The 21,201-nt window shown below is 48.2% G+C and carries 26 protein-coding genes; 23 read left to right on the top strand and 3 right to left on the bottom strand.

The genetic code is table 11. From position 1 onward, the window contains the following. Window positions 1–174 precede the first annotated feature (174 nt). The 10 genes from KNQ13_RS09345 to KNQ13_RS09300 all read left to right on the top strand — a co-directional run bounded on the left by KNQ13_RS09345 (window position 175) and on the right by KNQ13_RS09300 (window position 8,069). Window positions 175–1,149: an MBL fold metallo-hydrolase gene (locus KNQ13_RS09345; protein ID WP_014969964.1), complete on the top strand. Its 975-nt coding sequence runs from the start codon at window positions 175–177 to the stop codon at window positions 1,147–1,149. Beyond that, complete coding sequence (locus KNQ13_RS09340; RefSeq protein WP_014969965.1) at window positions 1,146–1,904, top strand: SDR family NAD(P)-dependent oxidoreductase; 759 nt, start codon at window positions 1,146–1,148, stop codon at window positions 1,902–1,904. The genes KNQ13_RS09345 and KNQ13_RS09340 overlap by 4 nt, the downstream gene beginning before the upstream one ends. Before the next feature lie 15 nt (window positions 1,905–1,919). Beyond that, window positions 1,920–3,113, top strand: a complete 1,194-nt coding sequence (locus KNQ13_RS09335) for an ABC transporter substrate-binding protein (protein ID WP_014969966.1) — start codon at window positions 1,920–1,922, stop codon at window positions 3,111–3,113. Continuing rightward, window positions 3,100–3,864 (top strand): ABC transporter permease family protein, encoded by a 765-nt coding sequence (locus tag KNQ13_RS09330; protein ID WP_026831101.1) that lies wholly within the window; start codon window positions 3,100–3,102, stop codon window positions 3,862–3,864. Before KNQ13_RS09335 ends, KNQ13_RS09330 begins: the two co-directional genes overlap by 14 nt. Beyond that, the gene (locus tag KNQ13_RS09325; protein ID WP_026831102.1) at window positions 3,861–4,607 is read left to right on the top strand and encodes an ABC transporter permease subunit; all 747 of its coding nucleotides are present in this window, start codon (window positions 3,861–3,863) and stop codon (window positions 4,605–4,607) included. Before KNQ13_RS09330 ends, KNQ13_RS09325 begins: the two co-directional genes overlap by 4 nt. After that, a complete protein-coding gene (locus KNQ13_RS09320; protein WP_026831103.1) occupies window positions 4,579–5,469 on the top strand; it encodes an ABC transporter ATP-binding protein in 891 nt (296 codons plus the stop codon). Before KNQ13_RS09325 ends, KNQ13_RS09320 begins: the two co-directional genes overlap by 29 nt. 1 nt (window position 5,470) lies before the next feature. Beyond that, entirely contained in the window at window positions 5,471–6,052 is a 582-nt protein-coding gene (locus KNQ13_RS09315) for a CDP-alcohol phosphatidyltransferase family protein (RefSeq protein WP_014969970.1), read from the top strand. Further along, a complete protein-coding gene (locus KNQ13_RS09310; RefSeq protein ID WP_026831104.1) occupies window positions 6,049–6,642 on the top strand; it encodes an NUDIX hydrolase in 594 nt (197 codons plus the stop codon). The genes KNQ13_RS09315 and KNQ13_RS09310 overlap by 4 nt, the downstream gene beginning before the upstream one ends. Window positions 6,643–6,775: 133 nt before the next feature. Then, entirely contained in the window at window positions 6,776–7,312 is a 537-nt protein-coding gene (locus KNQ13_RS09305) for a PadR family transcriptional regulator (protein WP_014969972.1), read from the top strand. 133 nt (window positions 7,313–7,445) lie between these two features. Next, the gene (locus KNQ13_RS09300; RefSeq protein WP_014969973.1) at window positions 7,446–8,069 is read left to right on the top strand and encodes a hypothetical protein; all 624 of its coding nucleotides are present in this window, start codon (window positions 7,446–7,448) and stop codon (window positions 8,067–8,069) included. Window positions 8,070–8,150: 81 nt separating this feature from the next. Here KNQ13_RS09300 and KNQ13_RS09295 read toward each other — a convergent pair whose 3' ends face one another. Beyond that, window positions 8,151–8,807: a type 1 glutamine amidotransferase domain-containing protein gene (locus KNQ13_RS09295; protein WP_026831105.1), complete on the bottom strand. Its 657-nt coding sequence runs from the start codon at window positions 8,805–8,807 to the stop codon at window positions 8,151–8,153. Between the two features lie 68 nt (window positions 8,808–8,875). Further along, window positions 8,876–9,730 (bottom strand): aldo/keto reductase, encoded by an 855-nt coding sequence (locus tag KNQ13_RS09290; RefSeq protein ID WP_051590522.1) that lies wholly within the window; start codon window positions 9,728–9,730, stop codon window positions 8,876–8,878. Window positions 9,731–9,915: 185 nt separating this feature from the next. Here KNQ13_RS09290 and KNQ13_RS09285 point away from each other — a divergent pair, with 185 nt between their 5' ends. From KNQ13_RS09285 to KNQ13_RS09240, 10 genes are all read left to right on the top strand, one after another. After that, window positions 9,916–10,452, top strand: coding sequence for an NUDIX hydrolase (locus KNQ13_RS09285; RefSeq protein WP_026831107.1), 537 nt, complete (start codon window positions 9,916–9,918; stop codon window positions 10,450–10,452). 96 nt (window positions 10,453–10,548) lie between these two features. Further along, window positions 10,549–11,031: a ferric iron uptake transcriptional regulator gene (gene fur / locus KNQ13_RS09280; RefSeq protein ID WP_014969978.1), complete on the top strand. Its 483-nt coding sequence runs from the start codon at window positions 10,549–10,551 to the stop codon at window positions 11,029–11,031. A 125-nt stretch (window positions 11,032–11,156) separates the two neighbouring features. Next, complete coding sequence (xerD, locus tag KNQ13_RS09275; RefSeq protein ID WP_014969979.1) at window positions 11,157–12,041, top strand: site-specific tyrosine recombinase XerD; 885 nt, start codon at window positions 11,157–11,159, stop codon at window positions 12,039–12,041. Between the two features lie 133 nt (window positions 12,042–12,174). Then, complete coding sequence (deoB, locus tag KNQ13_RS09270; RefSeq protein ID WP_014969980.1) at window positions 12,175–13,347, top strand: phosphopentomutase; 1,173 nt, start codon at window positions 12,175–12,177, stop codon at window positions 13,345–13,347. 19 nt (window positions 13,348–13,366) lie between these two features. Continuing rightward, the gene (locus KNQ13_RS09265) at window positions 13,367–14,179 is read left to right on the top strand and encodes a purine-nucleoside phosphorylase (protein WP_026831108.1); all 813 of its coding nucleotides are present in this window, start codon (window positions 13,367–13,369) and stop codon (window positions 14,177–14,179) included. Window positions 14,180–14,209: 30 nt separating this feature from the next. Beyond that, on the top strand, window positions 14,210–15,511 hold the full coding sequence (locus tag KNQ13_RS09260; protein ID WP_026831109.1) for a pyrimidine-nucleoside phosphorylase: 1,302 nt from the start codon (window positions 14,210–14,212) through the stop codon (window positions 15,509–15,511). A gap of 85 nt (window positions 15,512–15,596) precedes the next feature. Beyond that, entirely contained in the window at window positions 15,597–16,601 is a 1,005-nt protein-coding gene (locus tag KNQ13_RS09255) for a S66 family peptidase (protein ID WP_209548320.1), read from the top strand. A 107-nt stretch (window positions 16,602–16,708) separates the two neighbouring features. Next, complete coding sequence (locus KNQ13_RS09250; RefSeq protein ID WP_014969984.1) at window positions 16,709–17,146, top strand: peptidylprolyl isomerase; 438 nt, start codon at window positions 16,709–16,711, stop codon at window positions 17,144–17,146. A 97-nt stretch (window positions 17,147–17,243) separates the two neighbouring features. Further along, window positions 17,244–17,777 carry a type 1 glutamine amidotransferase domain-containing protein gene (locus tag KNQ13_RS09245; RefSeq protein WP_026831110.1) on the top strand — a complete coding sequence of 178 codons (534 nt, stop codon included), beginning with the start codon at window positions 17,244–17,246 and terminating at the stop codon, window positions 17,775–17,777. A gap of 282 nt (window positions 17,778–18,059) precedes the next feature. Next, window positions 18,060–18,407, top strand: a complete 348-nt coding sequence (locus tag KNQ13_RS09240; RefSeq protein ID WP_014969986.1) for a GNAT family N-acetyltransferase — start codon at window positions 18,060–18,062, stop codon at window positions 18,405–18,407. Window positions 18,408–18,439: 32 nt separating this feature from the next. On the opposite strand, the gene KNQ13_RS09235 is transcribed toward KNQ13_RS09240, so the two are convergent. Then, the gene (locus KNQ13_RS09235; RefSeq protein ID WP_014969987.1) at window positions 18,440–18,904 is read right to left on the bottom strand and encodes a DUF309 domain-containing protein; all 465 of its coding nucleotides are present in this window, start codon (window positions 18,902–18,904) and stop codon (window positions 18,440–18,442) included. A 94-nt stretch (window positions 18,905–18,998) separates the two neighbouring features. Here KNQ13_RS09235 and KNQ13_RS09230 point away from each other — a divergent pair, with 94 nt between their 5' ends. Genes KNQ13_RS09230 through KNQ13_RS09220 form a run of 3 tightly spaced genes read left to right on the top strand, consistent with a single transcriptional unit; the run spans window position 18,999 to window position 21,077 of the window. After that, the gene (locus tag KNQ13_RS09230) at window positions 18,999–19,754 is read left to right on the top strand and encodes a segregation/condensation protein A (protein ID WP_014969988.1); all 756 of its coding nucleotides are present in this window, start codon (window positions 18,999–19,001) and stop codon (window positions 19,752–19,754) included. Then, window positions 19,744–20,316, top strand: a complete 573-nt coding sequence (scpB, locus tag KNQ13_RS09225; RefSeq protein WP_014969989.1) for an SMC-Scp complex subunit ScpB — start codon at window positions 19,744–19,746, stop codon at window positions 20,314–20,316. The genes KNQ13_RS09230 and scpB overlap by 11 nt, the downstream gene beginning before the upstream one ends. Then, window positions 20,316–21,077, top strand: coding sequence for a pseudouridine synthase (locus KNQ13_RS09220; protein ID WP_026831111.1), 762 nt, complete (start codon window positions 20,316–20,318; stop codon window positions 21,075–21,077). The genes scpB and KNQ13_RS09220 overlap by 1 nt, the downstream gene beginning before the upstream one ends. Window positions 21,078–21,201: the final 124 nt, after the last annotated feature.

The raw sequence follows: 21,201 nt of genomic DNA, 5'->3' as shown, positions 1-21,201 counted from the left end.
ATCCACCGACGTATGCTTCTTATCTAATATAGGAGAGAGTCGTCCCACGTCCAGGCTTAGCGCAGGTGGGGGGGAATTCATTAATTTGTCTTGCGGACGTAGACAAAGTTTGCCGCTGTCGCTTCTTTCTCTCTATAATGAAGGAAACCATCTAGAGAAAAGAGGGGCTTATCGATGCAACGAGAAGATGAAATCTTCACCTTACCGATTCCGACACCATTTCCTGTCGGAGACGTCAACTGTTATGTGTTACGAACGGAAACAGAAACGATCTTGATTGATTGTGGTCCGGATACGGAAGAAGCATGGCAAGCGATGCAGCACGGACTTCTTAATATTGGGCTAACGGTCTCGATGCTCGATAAAGTAATCGTCACCCATCACCACGCGGACCATGCAGGGCTCGCCTACCGGTTTTCTGAGCAGGGCATCCCGGTTTATGGACACGCCCGGCTACGCCCTTACTTAGAACAAGATCAATCCTTTTTGAGTCAAGGCGATGCGTTTTTACAGCGGCTCGCCCTCTCGTTTGGTGTACCGGAAGAAATCCGAGCCCTTTTGCCGAGTTATATATCGGCGTTGAAGTGGCTTGGGAAAGGGCAACTCGACCATCTTTTACAAGAAGGCGATTCGATTTCCGCGTCCGGCCGGTATCGGGTAATCGAACTACCGGGGCATGCGAGCGACCAAATCGGAATTCTTAGCCAGTCGGGTGTTTTATTTGCGGCGGATCATCTGTTAGCGCGAGTCGAACCGAATCCGTTACTGGAACAACCGCAGCCGGGAGATACGTCGGATACGAAACGACCGGTCCTCGCCTATATGCGTTCCCTTCGTAAACTCCAAGGGGAACAGATCCAGATAGCGTATACAGGTCACGGAGAGGCCATTCGTGACGTCCCCTCTTTGATTGAAGAACGACTCTTACAACGAAAAGCACGGGGCGAACAATTATTGAAACACATCACGGGGGAGCAAACGTTGTTTGAACTCGCACAACTGACGTATGGCAACCGCTTAAAAAAATCCTTCCCGCTCGTCATGAGCGAGATGAAGGCACGACTCGATTATCTGGTCGCGAGTGGACAGATCACAGTCATCAAACGTGACAATGTCTTGCGCTATACGAGAAAAGGAGCGTTGACATGAATCTGATCAATAAAACGGTTGTTTTGACTGGTGCGTCAAGTGGTCTTGGAGAAGCGCTTGCCCGAGAATTAAATCGCCATGGTGCGCTCTTGATCTTAGTCGCACGACGGGAAGACCGGTTACGCCAAGTAGCGGAGCACTTACATGCTGAATACCTGGTCTACGACTTAGAACATTCACCGGAGCGTCTAGTAGACCAAATCGAAGAACAATATGGCATGATTGATGTATTAATCAACAATGCGGGGTTCGGAGAGTTTAGTTTTTTGGAAGACACGACGATTGAGACGATTGAATCGATGAACCGGGTTAACGTCCTCAGTCCAATCCGCTTGACGAAAGCCTGTTTACGTCTGCTTCGTCCGCAGGGGATGATCATCAACGTGGCCAGTCAAGCAGGAAAGTTACCGACACCGAAGTCGACAATCTATTGTATGACCAAAGCAGCCTTGTATCAATTTTCGAATGCGTTACGTCTCGAACTGAAGCCAAAAGGCATTCATGTGATGACCGTCAATCCGGGACCAATCGCAACGGAATTCTTCATTCGGGCTGATCTGAGTCGGAAATATGAAAAAAATGTCGCGAACATCGTCTTGTCAAAAGACAAGTTGGCACAAACGATCGTCCGCGCGATCATCAAGGAGAAACGGGAAGTCAATGCGCCGTTTTGGATGGAAGGTTCTGCTAAAGCCTATGCCGTATTTCCGAGAGTGATCGAATGGTTCGGCAAGTCAGGATTTGATAAAAAATAAAGGGGAATTTTACGGATGATGAAACCAATGATTGGACTCGCAGCAATGGGCATGCTCCTTGCAGGATGTGCTTCTCCGGCAGCGCCGGTACAGGAAAAAGTGCTGGGTTCTTCCTACACGTCGATTGAAAAAGAAGCGAACGCGACAACCGTTCGGATGTATATGTGGGGAGGCGACGAGGGCATCAACGCCTATATCGATGAGTATGTGACACCGAAGTTAAAAAAAGAACATCAGATTACGTTGGAACGTGTCCCGATCGAAACGGCGGACCTTATCCAAAAGCTCCGGGCTGAAAAAAAGGCAGGTAAAAAGACCGGTGTCATCGATGTCGTCTGGATCAACGGCGATAATTTCCGGAATGCTAAAAAAGATGGCTTGTTGTATGGCGAGATCACCAAAGTCTTACCGAACATGAAGTATGTGGACCCGCAAGCACAGGGGTCAGACAGCGGGACAGCGACAGACGAGCTGGAAGCCGCGTGGGGGAAAGTCCAGTATACGTTCCACTACGATCAGGGAAGTGTCGCGAATCCACCAAAAGATCTCCAGGCGTTAAAAAGCTGGGTCAAACAAAATCCGGGGAAATTCACTTATCCGGAAGTGACCGACTTCACGGGAAATGCGTTTGTCCGTCACGTCATGTATGGTGTCGAGTCGAAAGAAACGTTAAAGAACCCGAAAGCCGACTTTAAGAAAACATGGGCTTATCTGAATGAATTGAAGCCTTATTTATGGAAAGAAGGCAAGACGTATCCGAAGACATTGGCACAACTCGATCAGTTGTACGCAAAAGGGACCGTCTCGTTTACGATGGGTTTCAACGAGCGTCGGGCAGAACAAGAAGTGAAATCAGGAACGTTCCCGAAAGAGACACGCCCGTTGATTTTAGACGATGGTTCGATCGCATCGACTCATTTTTTATCGATTCCGTTTAATGCCCCGAATCCCAATGGGGCACTCGTCACGATCAATACGTTGTTATCAGCTGAGGCACAGCTGAAGAAATTTGATGCGACCTATTGGGGCGATGGAACAAGTCTCGATCTCGCGACCTTAGGTTCTGACGCGCAAATGGCGTTCGAAAATGTCCCGGCCGCGGATTCGACACCTAAACCAACCGAATTCAAAGGGAAAGTCCGGGCAGAACTCGATCCGGAACTGTTTGATGTCATTCGGAAGGAATGGCCGGAACGTGTGGCGAGGTAACGCCTGGCCCGCCACGTTGTTGATTGCTGGTATGGTCGGCTACGGTCTGTTCGTCAGTCTGTCGATGACGACATGGACCGATTATCGTCAGCTGCTGTCTGACTCCGTGTTTTTAGAAAGTGTCGGACTGAGCTTATATGTCGCCGTCAGCAGTACCGGATTATCGGTAATGATTGGTGCATTGTTGGCCGCATTTTTTGCCAAACAAACGGGTTGGACAGCGCAACTCCTGGCAATTCCTTTATTCATCCCGCACCTCGGTGCTGCCTACTTGTCGTTGCTCTATTTAAGTGACCTGCCCGTCATCGGTCCGCATGAAGGGAATCACTTCAGCATCATCTTGACGTATCTCTATAAAGAAATCCCGTTTGTCTTCTTTTATCTGTTGCCGGTTTACCGGCGTCTTGATCATCGGTATGAAGAACTTGGTTTGATGTTAGGTTTATCCCATCTGCGGCGTTTTTGGCATGGGAAAGGTGTTTTTTTACTGTTTCCCGTCCTGGAAGCGGCGTTCATCGTCTTTGCCTTTACGTTGTTTGCCTATGAGGTTCCTGCGCTACTCGGAGTGACGTATCCGAAGATGATCGGCGTCTACGCGTTTGATTTATATACGCAAGGTGATTTATCAAGCCAACCGACGGCTTTTGCGATCAGTGTCGTCTTGACCGGGATGTTGTTTGTCTTGTTACTGCTATTTACACGATTGATCCGACCGTTGACGGACCGAATCAGTAAGGGGCGATCAGAATGAAGCCGATATTCGTGAAAGGACTAGTAGGTCTTGTTGTCCTCCTTCCTTTGATCGGGCTCCTTCCGTCGACGTCCGCATTTAATCCGCGTCTGCTCGATACGTTGACGACGACGATCACGATGATTGTCGCGGCGACGTTCCTCAATCATCTGATTGGTTATGGAGCGGGTAAAGCGATTGCTTTTAAAACAGGACGAACGACTCGACTGATGGAATTACTGATCAGCTTACCGCTCTTTTTGCCGGTCTTGTTGCTGTCGTTTGGATTGTATCTGACGTGGATCCGGCTAGGACTCGCTGATCAATTCCTCGGCGTCTTGCTTGTGTTGTTATTGCCGACACTGCCGTATACGATCCGGATTTACACAAATGGATTTCAGACATTAGGCGAGCAGATGATGGAACAGATGGTCTTAATTGAGCCGAATCGCTTCAAACGGTTCTTTTTCTTGACGGGACCGATGATGCGTTCGTCTTTACAATCGGTCACGTTACTTGTGACGGTGATTGCCTTGAGCCAGTATGCACTCGTCACCTTGATTGGCGGGGGTGTCGTCCGGATGATCGCGCTCGAAGCGTTTCCGCTGTATAGCGGGAATTCGTTGGCAGCAGCAAAAGAAGCGACGCTCTGGCTGATTGCCTTACCTTTTTTGATTTATTTTGTTCAACTCATTCTTTTTTTTATATGGGTTCAACTAGTTCGGAGGCTGTTAGATGGACGTTACGATCCAGCACGTAAATAAAACATTTGGTCAAAAAAAAGTCTTACATGAGATTGATTTAACGATTCCATCGGGCCGTTGTGTAGCACTCGTCGGTCCTAGTGGGAGCGGGAAAACGACCTTATTACGACTGATTGCCGGATTGGAGAAGGTCTCGAGTGGGGCGATCCATTTCGGAGCGACAGAGATGACACGGGTCGCACCGAACCAGCGGGGGGTGACGATGCTGTTTCAGCGTCCGTTATTGTTTCCGCATCTGACGGTCGGACAAAACGTCCGGCTTGGAATGAAAGCTGGTCACAAGCAGGAGGTAGAGCAGTGGTTGGACCGGGTCGGGTTAAGCGGACGAGCGGACGCCTTTGTCCATGAATTGTCCGGTGGTGAACAGCAACGGGCGAGCTTGGCCCGTGCGTTGGCAAGCCGACCGAATTTTTTATTGCTCGACGAACCGTTCTCAAGTCTCGATTTACCACGGCGACGTGAACTGCGGACATTGATCCGACGTTTGACAGAGGCGCAAGGCGTGACGACCTTGCTCGTGACACATGACCGGGAAGAAGCGATGGCAATGGCGGATTATGTCTACGTCATGGAACAGGGGCATATCATCGATCAGGGAAATCCGGTTCAACTGGCAGAAAAAAGTCCGTTTTTTGGAGACGGTGTTCATTTGAGCGGCGAATGGTATCCCTTGTCGGGAGTAAAGTTAGCCTTAAGACCGACGAATGACTTACAAGAACGTGTTACGATTACGAAAGAGCTGATCCAGTATGGCGTTCGTTTTTATGAAGTCGAACGCGACACGGGAGAACGTCTTGTCGTGCAGACGATGGAGACGTTCCAGGAAACGACGACAGCTTATATCGTCAGGAAGGAGGGGTAGTATGTTAGATACACGGGCCAGAAAATTCGTCCAGCCCCTTTTTGAGCAAATTGCGACATTATTGAAGAAGATGGGACTTTCGGCGAATCAAGTGACCATCATTTCCGGAATCATTGGCGCCTCGACCGGTTTTTTTGTTTATAACGATATGATGGGAATTGCAATCTTACTATTATGGATTTCCGGGATGCTTGACGTCGTGGACGGAACAATGGCACGGCGTGAAAAGACGACACCGATCGGGACGATCCTTGATTTAGTCCTGGATCGTATCGTCGAATTGTCCGTTTTGATTGGGATTGCCCTTCGTTTTCCGGAGACACAGGTCGTCATCTTGTTTTTGATTGCTTCGTTTGTGATCGGTATGACGATGTTTCTTGCCATCGGTGCAGTCAGTGACAATTATGGATTTAAATCGTTCCAGTACCAACCGGGTCTTGTCGAACGGACGGAAGGTTTCCTTTTTCTAACCGCGATGTTATTGTTTCCGAGTGCCATCATTTGGATTGCGATCGTCTTCTTGATTGCTGAACTGTATACGGTCGGAGAACGGTTTTATCAAGCTTCGAAGGTATTACGATGAGTGAATCGGAACAACTGATGGTGGTCGATGTATCCGGTCGTCCGCTTTACCGGGCTACCCGACAAACGGTGCATACGAAAGGGCTGTGGCACGAGACGTTTCACTGTTTTGTCGTTGATCTTGAAAAGGGATATGTTCTTTTACAGCAACGGGCAAAACAGAAAAAAGATTTTCCCGAGTTACTCGATATCACGGCAGCAGGACATCTGCTGGCAGGCGAGACACCGGCAGAGGGGGTCCGAGAACTCGAAGAAGAGATCGGTCTCGTCCGGGCGTTCGAAGACTTGTATCCGATCGGCGTCTTTTTGGAAGAGTTGATTTTCCCTGATTTGCTGGATCGTGAACGGGTTCATTTGTTCATCACGGATTCATCGGAGCCGTTGCATCGTTATGTCTTGCAGTCGACGGAAGTCAGTCGATTGGTAGCTTTTTCTTTTTCTGAATTCGCCCGACTAACAGAAGACGGGACGGACGAATTGGTCACGGTCGGTCAAGAAATCATCCGCCGGGAACAATTTGTGCCCCACCCGGTGCGTTACTGGAGAAAAGTCAACGAAGGGATTCGCGCCTATCGTGCACGAAAAACTTAACATGAGGGCTGCGGCGCAAATCAATGCGGCAGTCCTTTTTTCTTTTTAGAGGCAAAGCTAGGCAGAAAGTAGCATATTGGTCTATTCTTTGAGATAATTAACAATATATATATGATGAAAGAAGGTGCAGCCAGTGGCGTTACGATTTGCATTGCTCGGACTGCTAACTCAAGGAGAAGCGACCGGATATGATTTAAGTACGACGTTCAAAAAACAGATGACTCATTTTTGGACGGCACATCATACACAAATTTACCGAGAATTACTGAAAATGGAAGAAGATCAACTCGTGACGAGTGTCTATATCGTGCAAGAAGACCTACCGGATAAAAAGGTATATTCCATCACAGAAGACGGACAAACGGCACTCGTCGCCTGGCTTCGCGCACCGAGTGAATTCAAACCGAAAATGAAAGATGAAAACTTGATGCGGGTGTCCTTGTTACACCTCTTACCACCGGATGAGGCGATTTTGTACCTAGCCGAGTCCAAACGGCACCATCAGTTTGCCGTCGATATGATGCAAATCTGGCGGAAAGACCATCTGGAAAACGGGGCGACCCTGGGTGAAACGTTGACGAGTGAATACGGGTTACGGATGATGTTGAATTATCTCGATTGGTGTGACTGGGCGATGGAAGAAATCAAAAAAAGTCAGACGAATGTCTAAGCAATGTATCGATTGGATCAATCCTTCTGTTAGAACAGGGGATTGATTTTTTTGCGTCGTCAACATCGCATTCGAAGGAGACGTTGTGGTACAGTAAATGAATTGTATTGGCATTAGAGGAGGCATACAGAACGTGAGTGTATTTACAGATTATGAAGAGTGGTTGGATGAAGTGACGGACGAGATGATTGAACATCAAGTGCATTATGCCGTCGCGGAATTAAAATTAGGTGGAGAAATCAGTGACTATTATGAAGAGTCCGGACTGATTGACCGGTTCGTCACGCAACAGATGGTCTGGTTATCGTTTGAAGAAATGGAGCAGATCTTAGACGAAGCAGGAGATCTTGATCTTGAGATCGTAGCGGACGAAGCGGAATCAGATGTGCAACGGTCACAAGTCAAACAAATTCTGAAGCAGTCGATCAAACAGCAGCTGGTGCTGAAGTCGCAACCGTTCGTCGCGATTCGTCTCGAACAATTGCGTCAGGAGCATCCGTCTGTCAAAGATCAGTTTGAAGAAGTCCAGGCGGCGTATGAGCAAGTCGACCATCTCTTGAAGTCGGGTCCGGAACCGACGATTATTCCGAAACGGTGGTACCGGCGGGAAAGGGTTGTTCCCCGTGCCTTTACCCCGGCAGAACAAACGAGTTTGGAGCAGCAACATCTCCACCTGACACCGCACTATGAAACACAAAAACAGAAGTTAGAGGAACTGAGTCGTGAAATCGCAGCGTATGAGCGGGTTTTGTCGTAAATCGGACCTTTCAGCATGACAACACAAAAATCCCCTTTTCGATGTGGACATCGGAAAGGGGATTTGGTTTCTGGTATTTGTTTAGACAGTTGCAAGTTTAGCAAGAACGAGTTTAGCGACAGCTTCGCTTGAAGCAGGGTTTTGACCCGTGATGACATTGCCGTCGATGACAGCAAATTCTTTTCCGGCATCTGACGTCAGGAAGGTTGCGCCTTCACCACGTAATGTCGTTTCAAGCAAGAACGGGACTTTGTCTTCAAGACCTGTTGATTTTTCTTCTTCGTCTGTGAAGCCGTTGATTTGGCGACCTGAGACGAATGGTTTGCCGTCAATCGTGACATGCGCAAAAGCAGCTGGCCCGTGACAAACTGAAGCCACGATGCCGTCTTTTTTGACCATCGCTTCGATTGCACCAGCGACAAGCGGATTGTTCGGGAAATCGACGACCGCTCCGTGACCACCTGGGAAGTAGACGGCATCAAACGACGCCGGATCAACTTCAGAAAGGGGTGTCGTATCATGAAGGGCACGGCGTGCATCTTGGAATTTCGGTAAGATTTCTTTGACCATCGAAGCTTTATCGATCGGCACGTCGCCACCTTTGACCGAAACGACCGTCACGTCATGACCTGCTTCGTGGAACAAGTTAAACGGGGCAGCAAACTCCTCGAACCATAATCCAGTTTTGTGACCATTCATTTCGTCAGCACTTGTTGAAACGATTAAAATTTTTGACATGATAAAAACTCCTCCTCTGTAATAACGTTACAAAGAAGAAGTTTCCCTTGTCTGAAAAAATTCAAACCTTAGCGATGGTCCGTGTAGGTGTGGACGGGAAGGAGAGACAGGACGTGAGTAATCTGTTCTGCGGTCAACGGTTCCCGCATGGCTTGAAGGTTGGATTGTAATTGGGACACGCTGGAGGCGCCGGGCAAGACGATTTCTGCTTGCTGATCAATTGCTTGAAGAGCCATCGCCGGAAGCGGATAATCCTGTAGTGTCGCGAGAATCTGTTCAAGCTGCTCCTTGTCATACTGTTCGAAACGTTCGACCGACTGCAGACGAGACATACTTTCCGTCGTCAAGAGACCTTTCGCGAGTGGTCCCCGGGCGACAAGTTTAATGTTGCGCTCTTGAAGACGAGGCAATAATTCTTCGATCCGGCGATCGAGTAAAGAGTAAGGTGTCATCAAATAACTAAAGTCACTGTTGTCGAGCCAGTAGTTGATGACGTTCGGACGAAGGGAGGATAATCCGTATTCCTTGATCCGTCCTTCCTGCTGAAGATCCTTCATCGCGCGGATCGAGGCATCGAGATCGTCGTCCATCGTTCCGCCGTGGACGTAATACAAATCGAGATACGGTGTCTCGAGTCGGTTCAGGCTTTCGAAACAAGCTTGCTTCAAGTAGTCGTAACTTGGATCCCATGTCCACCCGGTTCCCGTGTCATTCATCCGGTTACCGCCTTTTGAAGCGAGAAACAGCCGGCTTCGATCTTCAGGCGAAAACGTTTGCCCGATCAGTGATTCGACGGCACCATTCGCATAGACATCCGCCGTGTCGAAATGAATGATTCCTTCGTCGAGCGCAGTCCGGAGAATTTCAGTGGCTTCCTCTTGACCCCGCTTTAAAATCGTCATCGTACCTAATCCAAGTGTCATATCAATCCCTCTTTTCTTTCAACTAATGCTACTGTGTATCAGTTTAGCATATTTGTGTATGGATGTTCCGGAGTGGATTTGCACGAACCGGTCATCTTCTGGCAAAATGAAACAGACTTGCATCAAGAATCCGAAAACAGGCATACTGAGAAAAAGACGAAATTTGATTAGAAGAGGTGTCTATGATGGAAGAAAAAACAGTAGAGCGGGAAATCATTTACGAGGGAAAAGTATTTAACGTCGAAAAACATGTCGTCAGTTTACCAAACGGCAACACATCGATTCGGGAACTGGTCTATCATAACGGGGCCGTCGCCATCATCGCCTTTGATGAAAAAGGTGATTTGTTGGTTGTCGAGCAGTACCGGAAAGCTTTTGAACAATTATCGATTGAAATTCCGGCAGGGAAACTTGAAAAAGACGAAGATCCGATTGCTTGCGCAGGACGGGAATTAAAGGAAGAAACGGGTTATACAGCGAATGAATTGACACATGTCTTTGATTTTTATGGTGCCCCCGGCTTTTGCAGTGAACGGGTACATATTTATGAAGCAACCGGTTTGACGGCAGGACAACGTCAGCTGGATGCCGATGAGTTTTTAGAGAACCGGACATTGACGCTCGAACAAGCAATTGAATTAGTGGAGAATGGGACGATTGTCGATGCCAAAACCATCATGGCGATTCAGCATTGGCACATCCGTACATTAAAATCATTCTAAATTAAATGATTTTCAGTTGATAATCATTTTAATTTGAAAAAGGACTGATTATCAGCTATGATAAAATCATCAGTTTCGACCAAAGGGGGCGCTATGATGGAAAGTCGTGTGGAACGTATAAAAAAACAGCTGAGCGGTAAAGGATATAAGCTGACTCCCCAACGTGAAGCGACCGTGCGGATCTTACTTGAACATGAGTCGGACCACCTCAGTGCGGAGAATGTCTTTTTATTGGTCAAAGAAAAAAACTCAGACATTGGATTGGCGACGGTTTACCGGACGCTTGAGCTATTGACGGAGCTAGAAGTCGTTGATAAAGTCAATTTCGGAGATGGCGTATCTCGATTTGATTTACGGCAAGAGGGCGCGAGTCATTCGCATCACCATCTCGTCTGTATCGAATGCGGATCCGTCGAAGAGATCTTAGATGATATGTTAGAAGACGTGGAAAAAGAAATCGTCTCCCGTTTCCAGTTTAAGATCAAGGATCACCGGTTGACGTTTCATGGTGTGTGCCGGGTCTGCCAAGAGCGTCACGCACGGGAAGCACTAGAACAATCGCAAACGCAAACCGTCTGACTGTCCTCGAAAAATTGAGGACGGTTTTTCTTTTTGAAAAATATAGGTCAGACCTCTTCACAACGGTTTACACCTTTGATATGATGGGAAAGTAAGCGATTTCTTAATGATAGAGGATGAGTTCAGTGAGGGAACAACTGGAGACATTTATCGACTATTTAGTGATTGAACGGCAGATGTCGGCGAATACGGCAGCTGCGTATCGAAATGATTTGAACCAGTACTTGACGACATTGGAGCGGGAAGGGATTTCTTCTGCGGAAGACGTCACGCGACACCATATCGTCCTTCACATCGAATCTCTGTTAGACGCACAAAAGTCGCGCTCGACCGTTCGACGATCAACGAGTTCGATTCGGTCGTTTCATCAGTTTTTAGTGGAACGGCAAATCGTCCGCCACGATCCGTCGCGGCATTTAGATTTACCGAAACCGGATAAAAAACTGCCGGTCGTCTGGAGTCAAACGGATATCGTTCGTCTGCTCGATTCAGTCGTCGGAAATGATCCACTCGTCCGGCGCGATGCAGCGATGCTTGAGTTGTTGTACGGCACAGGCATGCGTGTCAGTGAACTGTTACAACTGACGCTGAATGACTTGCAGCTCGAACTGGGTTATTTATCTTGTCTTGGAAAAGGAAATAAAACACGGATTATCCCGATTAGTCAGACGGCAATTGACAGTGTCTCGACCTATCTCGAGTTAGCACGGAATAGTTTAGGGGGACAACAGACCGACTATGTCTTCCTGAACAGCCGGGGCAATCGTTTATCGCGGCAAGGCTTTTGGAAGATGATTAAACGTCGTGCCAAAGAAGCAGGGATTGAAAAAGAAATCACCCCCCATGTCTTGCGGCACTCGTTTGCGACCCACCTTCTTGAGAACGGAGCCGATTTACGGGTCGTCCAGGAAATGTTGGGTCACGCGGATTTGTCGACGACCCAAATGTATACGCATGTCAACAAGGCAAGACTTCACGATGTCTATAAGAACCATCATCCACGTGCGTGATGGTTCTGCATTAAAAAGGTCTGACTTCAGACAAATAGAGGGTTTGGTCTAGCCTGTTTGCGGGAAAAATCGTAACGGGATTTGTCTTGTATTTGTATTTAGTAAGAATTATGTATTTAGGAGGAATTTTAACATGGCTCAATCATTTAAACGGATTTTTTTAGTCGTCATGGATTCAGTGGGAATCGGCGAAGCGCCGGATGCAGAACAATTTGGTGATGTAGGTGCACATACGCTTGGTCACATCGCACAAGAGCGTAATGGACTCAATATGCCACATCTGGCAAAACTGGGCCTGTCGCATATCGAACCGGTTCAAGGTGTATCAGCAGAACTTGCACCGCTTGCTTCCTATGGAAAGATGGAGGAAGTGTCTGCCGGAAAAGATACGATGACGGGACACTGGGAAATCATGGGCTTACGGATTGATACGCCATTCCGCGTCTTCGAAAAATTCCCGGAAGATTTGATTGGTCGTCTTGAAACGTTTTCTGGTCGCAAAATCATTGGGAACAAACCGGCTTCTGGTACGGAGATTTTGGACGAGCTCGGTCAAGAACATGTTGAGACAGGCGCCTTGATCGTCTATACGTCTGCCGATTCCGTGCTTCAAATCGCGGCACACGAAGAAGTCGTACCGCTCGAAGAATTGTACCGGATTTGCGAATATGCGCGTGACATCACTCGTGATGATCCATACATGCTCGGTCGAATCATTGCCCGCCCGTTTCTCGGCGAACAAGGGGCTTGGGTCCGGACGTCGAATCGTCACGACTATGCCTTGAAGCCGTTTGACCGGACTGTCATGAACGAACTCGAAACAGCAGGACTCGACGTCATTTCGCTTGGGAAAATCGCGGATATCTTTGACGGTGAAGGCGTGACGGATGCCATCCGGACAAAGTCGAACATGGATGGAATGGATCAGCTCGTCAACCAACTGGATCGTGATTTTACAGGACTCTGCTTCTTGAACCTCGTCGATTTTGATGCCTTGTTCGGTCACCGTCGTGATCCACAAGGATACGGTCAGGCGCTCGAAGAATTTGATGCCCGTCTGCCGGAAGTTTTTGATCGTCTTCAGGAAGATGATTTGTTGATCATCACAGCCGATCATGGAAATGATCCGGTTCACCCGGGAACGGACCACACACGTGAGTATGTGCCACTCCTTGCCTACCGGAAAAATGGTGTCGCAAATGATTTAGGTATTCGTTCGACGTTCGCGGATCTTGGTGCGACGGTTGCTGATAACTTCAACGTGAAGATGCCGGCACACGGTAAGAGTTTCTTAACAGAACTTTAATTTTAAGGGAGCGATTCAGATGACAGTCAATTGGAATGAAACACGTTCGTATTTAGAAAGCAAGATGCAAGCGAAACCGGAAATCGGTTTGATTCTCGGGTCAGGACTCGGTGTCCTTGCGGATGACATCGAAAATCCGATTGCGATTCCTTACAGCGATATCCCGAACTTCCCGGTGTCGACGGTCGAAGGCCATGCCGGGCAACTCGTCTTCGGGACACTCGAAGGCAAACAAGTCGTCGCGATGCAAGGACGTTTCCACTTCTACGAAGGCTACTCGATGGAAATGGTCACATTCCCGGTCCGTGTCATGAAAGCGATTGGTGTCGAAACACTGATCGTCACGAATGCAGCCGGTGCCTGTAACGAAGCATTCGAACCGGGCGATTTGATGTTGATCACAGATCATATCAACTTCTTCGGCACAAACCCGTTGATCGGCAAAAACGTCGATGAGATGGGACCACGTTTCCCGGACATGTCAAAACCGTATGATGCAGAGTTGTTGCGTCTTGCGCAAGACACGGCAGATGAACTGGGCATTACAGTCCGTCAAGGTGTCTACTTCGGGAATACAGGACCGACATATGAAACACCGGCTGAAGTCAAACTCGCCCGGTTACTCGGCGGAGATGTCGTCGGGATGTCGACGGTTCCGGAAGTCATCGTCGCCCGTCACGCGGATATGCGTGTCCTTGGAATTTCATGTGTCTCGAACATGGCAGCAGGGATTCTCGATCAACCACTCCATCATGATGAAGTCATGGAAACAACAGAACGTGTCCGAGCCCATTTCTTGTCGCTCGTCCGTGGTTCAATTAAAAAAATGTAAGCACGAATTATTCTAGAGGAGGAACTTATTATGCGTATGGTAGATTTGATTGCAACAAAACGAGACGGCGGCGAGTTATCAACAGCCGATATTAAAGCGATGGTCGAAGGATTCACGAATGGTGACATTCCTGACTATCAAATGTCAGCGATGTCGATGGCGATTTTTTATCAAGGGATGTCGGATCGTGAAATCGCGGATTTGACGATGGCGATGGTCGAATCAGGTGACGTGATTGATTTATCACGGATCCACGGTAAAAAAGTCGACAAACACTCAACAGGCGGCGTTGGCGATAAAATCAGTCTGATCGTCGCACCACTTGTCGCGTCAATCGGGATTCCGGTTGCGAAGATGAGCGGACGTGGTCTTGGTCACACCGGCGGAACAATCGACAAACTCGAAGCATTCCCAGGATTTGATGTTGAATTGTCGGAAGAAGCATTCGTTTCGCAAGTCAACGACATCAAAATGGCGATCATCGGTCAAACCGGTAACCTGACACCGGCCGATAAAAAATTGTATGCCTTACGTGACGTGACGGCGACGGTCAACTCGATTCCATTGATCGCAAGCTCAATCATGTCGAAAAAAATCGCAGCTGGTGCCGACAGTATCGTCCTCGACGTCAAAACGGGTTCTGGTGCCTTCATGAAATCGTTAGACGATGCCAAAGCCCTCGCAACAGAGATGGTCTCGATCGGGAAAAGCGTCAACCGGAAGACGATTGCCGTCATCACGGACATGGATCAGCCGCTTGGAAACGAAATCGGAAATGCGAACGAAGTCAAGGAAGCGATCGAAGTCCTTCAAGGGAAAGATGTTCGTGATTTGAAAGTCATCGCCTTGACGATTGCTTCACATATGGCAGTTCTCGGTGAGTTCTACCCGACGTTTGACGAAGCGTATGCGGATCTCGAGACACGTCTTGCGAACGGAGCAGCGCTCGACGTCTTCAAGAAATTCATCGCAGCGCAAGGCGGCGACGCGTCGCTCGTCGACGATATGTCGAAAGCACTCGAAACGAAATTCGAAAAAGATTTCGTCGCGTCTAAAGCAGGATACGTCTCGGAAATCATCGCGGATGAAGTCGGTGTCGCAGCCATGATTCTTGGTGCCGGTCGTGCAACGAAGACTGATGTCATCGACCATGCAGCAAGCGTCACTTTGTTCAAGAAAGTCGGAGACTATGTTGAAGTCGGTGATGTCATCGCTACACTCCGTTCGAACAAAGAAACACTCGATCAAGCCATCGAAAAAATGGATCATGCGTACCATATCAGTGAGACGAAGCCAGAAGCACGTCCACTCGTTCACGCGGTCATCCAATAAGTCGTTTTTTGACAACCGTCTGGGTTTCTTTCCCAGTCGGTTGTTTTTTGTTATAGTAAAATGAATGACGTAAGGGGGAATACAGATGAAACCAAAAAAACTAACTGTCGGCGATACGATTGCAATCCTCTCACCGGCATCCGCGGTCGCAGCATACGTACCCCGTCGTCTGCAACGGGGAATCGAGACGCTCGAACGGATGGGCTTTCAAGTCCTCGTGATGCCAAATACGACGGCTGTCCACAGCCACACGGCAGGGACAATCGGCGAGCGGATCCAGGATTTACATATGGCATTTGCTGACCCATCGATCAAGGCGATCATTACGACGATTGGCGGCTTCAACTCGCATCAACTGCTCGATGAATTGGATTATGATCTGATTCGGAACAATCCAAAAATCTTCATGGGCTATAGCGACATCACGGCGCTTCATGCCGGTATCTATGCGAAGACCGGTTTGACGACGTTCATCGGACCGGCGATTTTACCGCAGTTCGGTCAGCTGCAAGGACTCGACGAGTATACGCAAAAGTGGTTTGAAAAAACGCTGATGCAGACCGGACCGATTGGTCAAATCGAAGCGTCAGACGAGTGGACGGATGAAGTCTTACGCTGGGACGTCGCGGACGACCGGAAACGGACACATGTCGTCAATGACGGATACATCGTCGCCCGGGAAGGAAAGGGAACGGGTCCGATCCTCGCGGGTAACCTCGGAACACTGTTATTGCTTGCTGGTACACCGTACATGCCGTCATTCGACGGTGTCGTCCTGATGCTTGAAGACGATGAAATTGAGACGCCGGAAACGATCGACCGGTACTTCACACAACTGCGGCATCTCGGGGCCTATGACAAGATTTCGGCGCTCGTCGTCGGACGATTTTCCCGCAAAGTCGATTTTGATCCGGACTTCCCGCTGAAGGACATCATCTTACGGGCAACACGCGGCTATGACTTCCCGGTCGTGCTCGACGCAGACTTCGGGCACACCGATCCGGTCCTGACGTTACCGAACGGGATTCGGGCGACCGTCGAGGCAAATGAAACGGTTATACTCGAAATTCTTGAATCTGCGGTCGAGTGAGTAAAAAACCTGCGTTTTGAGTAAAGGTTTGATACACTAGATAACGGAGCCATGATAGATGTCGTGGCGAACACCATTAGCTGAAAAGCGCGAAAGGTTGGTATACGATGCAAAAAACTGGATATATCTTATTAGAAGACGGAAATAAAATTGAGTTTGAATTGTTTAATGACGACGCACCGATCACAACAGAAAACTTCGAGAACCTTGCAAACTCGAACTTCTACGATGGATTGAACTTCCACCGTGTCATCCCGGGCTTTGTCTCACAAGGCGGTTGCCCGATCGGAAACGGAACGGGTGGTTCTGGTAAGACGATTCCATGTGAAACGTCAACATCATACCCGCACAAACACAAAGCCGGTTCGCTTTCAATGGCGCACGCAGGCCGTAACACAGGATCAAGCCAATTCTTCGTCGTCCACGAGCCACAGCCGCATCTCGACGGCGTGCATACGGTCTTCGGACAAGTGACATCCGGTCTTGAACATGCTCAAAAAATGAAGCAAGGCGCCGGCATTAAAGAAATTCGCGTCGAAGCGTAAGTCATTCCTCTCCTTCTTTGATGAAAGAAGGGGAGTTTTTTTTCGGTTGATTACGGGAAGTGACAAAAAGAATCCAAAAATGAAGGAGCGATCCATGATGCGTTTAGCAGGAAAAAAAATCATCCAACTTGTCAGTAATGATTTTGAAGATTTAGAGCTGTGGTACCCGGTCCACCGATTACGGGAAGAAGGGGCCGTCGTTGAGATCGTCGGTGAAAAGGCCGATGAAAAATACATCGGAAAATACGGTGTCCCGATTGTGTCAGACAAAACGTTTGACGAGATCAATCCGGCAGATTACGATGCGATTTTAGTACCGGGCGGCTGGTCACCAGATTTATTACGCCGGTTTGATTCCGTCCTTGCCATGGTCCGCCACTTTGATCAAACGAAACAACCGATCGGTCAGATCTGTCATGCCGGTTGGGTCTTGATTTCAGCAGGTGTTTTAGACGGAGTCAACGTCACGAGTACACCGGGGATCAAGGATGATATGACGAATGCCGGGGCGATTTGGCACGATGAAGCCGTTGTCGTCGACGGACATATCGTTTCGAGCCGTCGTCCGCCCGATTTACCAGATTATATGCGTGAATTCATCACGGTGCTTGAGGCTTCGAAAAAAGCGTAAACAGCCGTCGAAGAATACGCAAAAATTGATCTTTAAGCGGAACGTGGGGGCGGATTTCCTAATCCAGCCCCTGTTCTTGTCTAGACACAATCACGCGCCGGCGGAAAAAAATATCTCCTGAGAAAAGCATGGCAAGCGAACGATGATCCACCGGATTTCAACTTGATTTTTGTGTGAATGGACAAAAAAGTGAGGTAATTTGAGTCGAGAAGGTGTAGAATAAACAAGTCTCAGTCGATCATACTCCTGAGAGTTGTTGAAACTAGGAAGGTGTAGAATCAGATGCTAGTAAAATATAAAAAGTTGAATGAACGGACCGCGATGGGGTTAATCGCTTTTTCGTGTGAAGTGAAGGATCCAAAGTATTTGCTTGAAACGGTTCAAACCTATGAACAAGATGAAAATCAACAGTTGTATCTCTATAAACAAGATGAAGACTTTATCGGAATCATCGGGTTTCAATTAGTGGATGGCCACGCTGAATTGAAACATATCGCCTTGTCCCCGTCATTCCGGGGAGAACGGATGTCTTACATGTTGCTTGATGCGGCAGAAAAGATGATCCGAATGGAGATTACGGGGGCAACGGAAGAAACCAGTCGGCTTGTTGAAAAGTGGAAAACCCAATAAAAACCGGTCCATGTATTTTCGGACCGGTTTTTTCATTTCCTTGCCCGTGCAGCTAGAGCAATCTGTCTCGCCGTGATGACATCTTGTCGATCACGCAACACATGTTTATGCAGTAAAAAGGACGGGTCGTGCCGATATTCAATCGGAAGTTGTTGGACACGTCGCGTCAAGTCTTCCGTTAACGGTAACGGCAAGTGCTGATAGTCGGGCTGAGTGAACAGCGGTTGTAACGCGAGTAGACGGTCGACGTCGATGCCGTGACCCGTCAACGAGCCTTTGTGACGTGTGATTTTTTGAAAGGCTTTCGGATAGGTCCGCATGGCACCGGGTAAGTTCCCCCGGCGATGATGGTACCGCGCGACCGCAAGCTGGATCAAGGCGACGAGGGCCTCATCTTGTCGATGACCTGCTTGCCACAGTTCTTCAAGCACTTCGTGGCACTCGAAATAGTCCTGTTGCACATTAAATTCGAAAGCGAATTGTTCGATTGGATGCATCGGTGCACCTCCTTTCCTTTTAATATAGCATAGTCGAAGTAGCGTGATGTGTGGTATACTAAGGCGCAAAAAACGTTGATGGGCAGGGAGAATCATGGAATCATACAGTGTGAAGATGGATGCGTTTGAAGGCCCGTTGGATTTGTTGTTACATTTGATTGGTAAACTAGAGATTGACCTGTATGATATTTCCGTATCGATCGTGACGGATCAATATGTGTCCTATATTCGAGCGATGCAACATCTGGAACTGGATGTTGCAAGTGAATATCTTGTCATGGCAGCAACGCTCTTGCAATTAAAAAGTAAACAACTGTTACCTGTCGAACAGACAGATTTCGAAGAAGTTCCTGATTTTGAGGAGGATCCGACACGAGAAGGGTTGATTCAGCAACTGATTGAATATAAAGCATACAAGGAAGCGGCACTTGTCCTGAAAGAAAAAGAAGAAGCCCGACTTGAACTTTTTTCAAAACAGCCGGAAGACTTGATGGCGTATCTCGATGCGGACTCACAGGATTATAGCGGTAACCTGTCCTTTAGTGACTTGTTGCGTGCTTATGAAAAGATGCGTCAACGTGTCGCCTGGAAGGTACGTCGTTCCAAAACCGTCAAACGGGAAGAACGGACGCTTGAGCAACAGATGGTTCATGTTTCGGAATATGTCTTCGCGAATGACGGGACGACCTTTTTTGGTTTCTTTACGGAGCAACCGACCGTCGAAGAGTTGGTCGTCAGTTTCTTGGCGGTGCTCGAACTCGTAAAACAACGTGTCGTCGCCTGCGAACAGATGAATGACGACATCTTGTTGCGTGCCTTAGTGAAGGAGGAGAATCAGATTGGCGTATGATCGTATCATTGAAAGTTTATTGTTTGTCGTCGGAGACGACGGCATTGATCCACGTGGTCTGAGTCAAGTCCTTGAAATCAGCGAGGCAGCCGCTCGAGAACAGTTGCATGCCCTTCAAGCGACGTTTGAAGCTGACGGACGAGTGTTACAAATCGTCGAATCGGGTGGAGTCTTTAAGATGGTCACTCGAAAAGAGATGTCACCGTATGTGCAGGCGTATGCCGGTTCGCTTGCGGAAGACAGTCTGTCCCGCGCTGCGATGGAGACCCTGGTCATCATCGCGTACAAACAGCCGGTCACACGGGCCGATATCGAAGTCATCCGTGGGGTCAAGACGGAACGTGTCATTCATACGTTGAGTGCAAAAGGATTAATTGATGAAGCCGGGCGGGCTAAAGGCGTCGGGCGTGCAAAATTGTATAAGACGACGGATCATTTTTTGGATCACTTCGGACTGAACAGTATCGAAGAGTTACCACCGCTTGAGTTTGAAGAAACACTGGAAGCGGATGGAGACCTATTTTTCCGGAATGAGTCGTCACTAGAGGAGAGAATAAATTAATGGAACGTCTACAAAAAATTATCGCCCAAGCTGGTGTCGCATCGCGACGTAAAGCAGAAGAACTGATTACAGAAGGTCGTGTCAAAGTCAACGGGAAAATCATTACCGAACTTGGGACGAAAGTCGGAGGCCGTGCGGAAGTAGAGGTCGACGGTGTCAAACTGGAACGTGAAGAACACGTCTACTACATGTTGTACAAACCAACAGGTGTCGTCTCGACGGTAGAAGATGACAAAGGACGTAAGACAGTCGTCGATTTGGTTCCGCCTGGGCACCGTGTGTTCCCGGTCGGTCGTCTCGATTACAATACAAGCGGTTTGTTACTGTTGACGAACGACGGTGAATTTTCAAACCTCTTGCTTCACCCGAAATACAAAGTTCCGAAACGGTATATCGTTAAGATCAAAGGGGTGCCGGATTATTATCATGTCAAAGGTCTTGAAAAAGGTGTCGTCTTACCGGACGGATTCAAGACAGGCAAGGCACGTGTCGAGATGCGTGACGTCGATAAGAAAAAGAACACAGCCATTTTAGAAATGGTCATCTATGAAGGTCATAACCGTCAAGTCCGTCAAATGGTTGAAACACTCGGTGCGGAAGTCATCAAGCTGAAACGTGAACAGTTTGGTTTCTTGACACTGGCTGGATTGACATCAGGCGACTGGCGTGAACTTTCGAAAAAAGAAGTCAATCAATTGCGTGAGCTGGCGGATCCGGTTGCTCCCCCTACGAAAAGACGTAAGAACACAAAAAAACGTTAATTTGTAAAGCGAGAAGCTCAGCCTGCGGGTTGAGTTTTCTTTGTTTGTGACAAAACGATTAACGTATTTCACATTCTGTCAACATTTAAGCGATTTCAAGTACAATATGGGTGGAGGCGGTGCA

Origin of the sequence: Exiguobacterium sp. s128 (assembly GCF_018618815.1) — a bacterium.
GTDB classification, from domain to species: Bacteria; Bacillota; Bacilli; order Exiguobacteriales; family Exiguobacteriaceae; genus Exiguobacterium_A; species Exiguobacterium_A antarcticum.
Note: the sequence above shows the minus strand (reverse complement) of the source record. Positions and strands in the feature narration are given on the sequence as shown.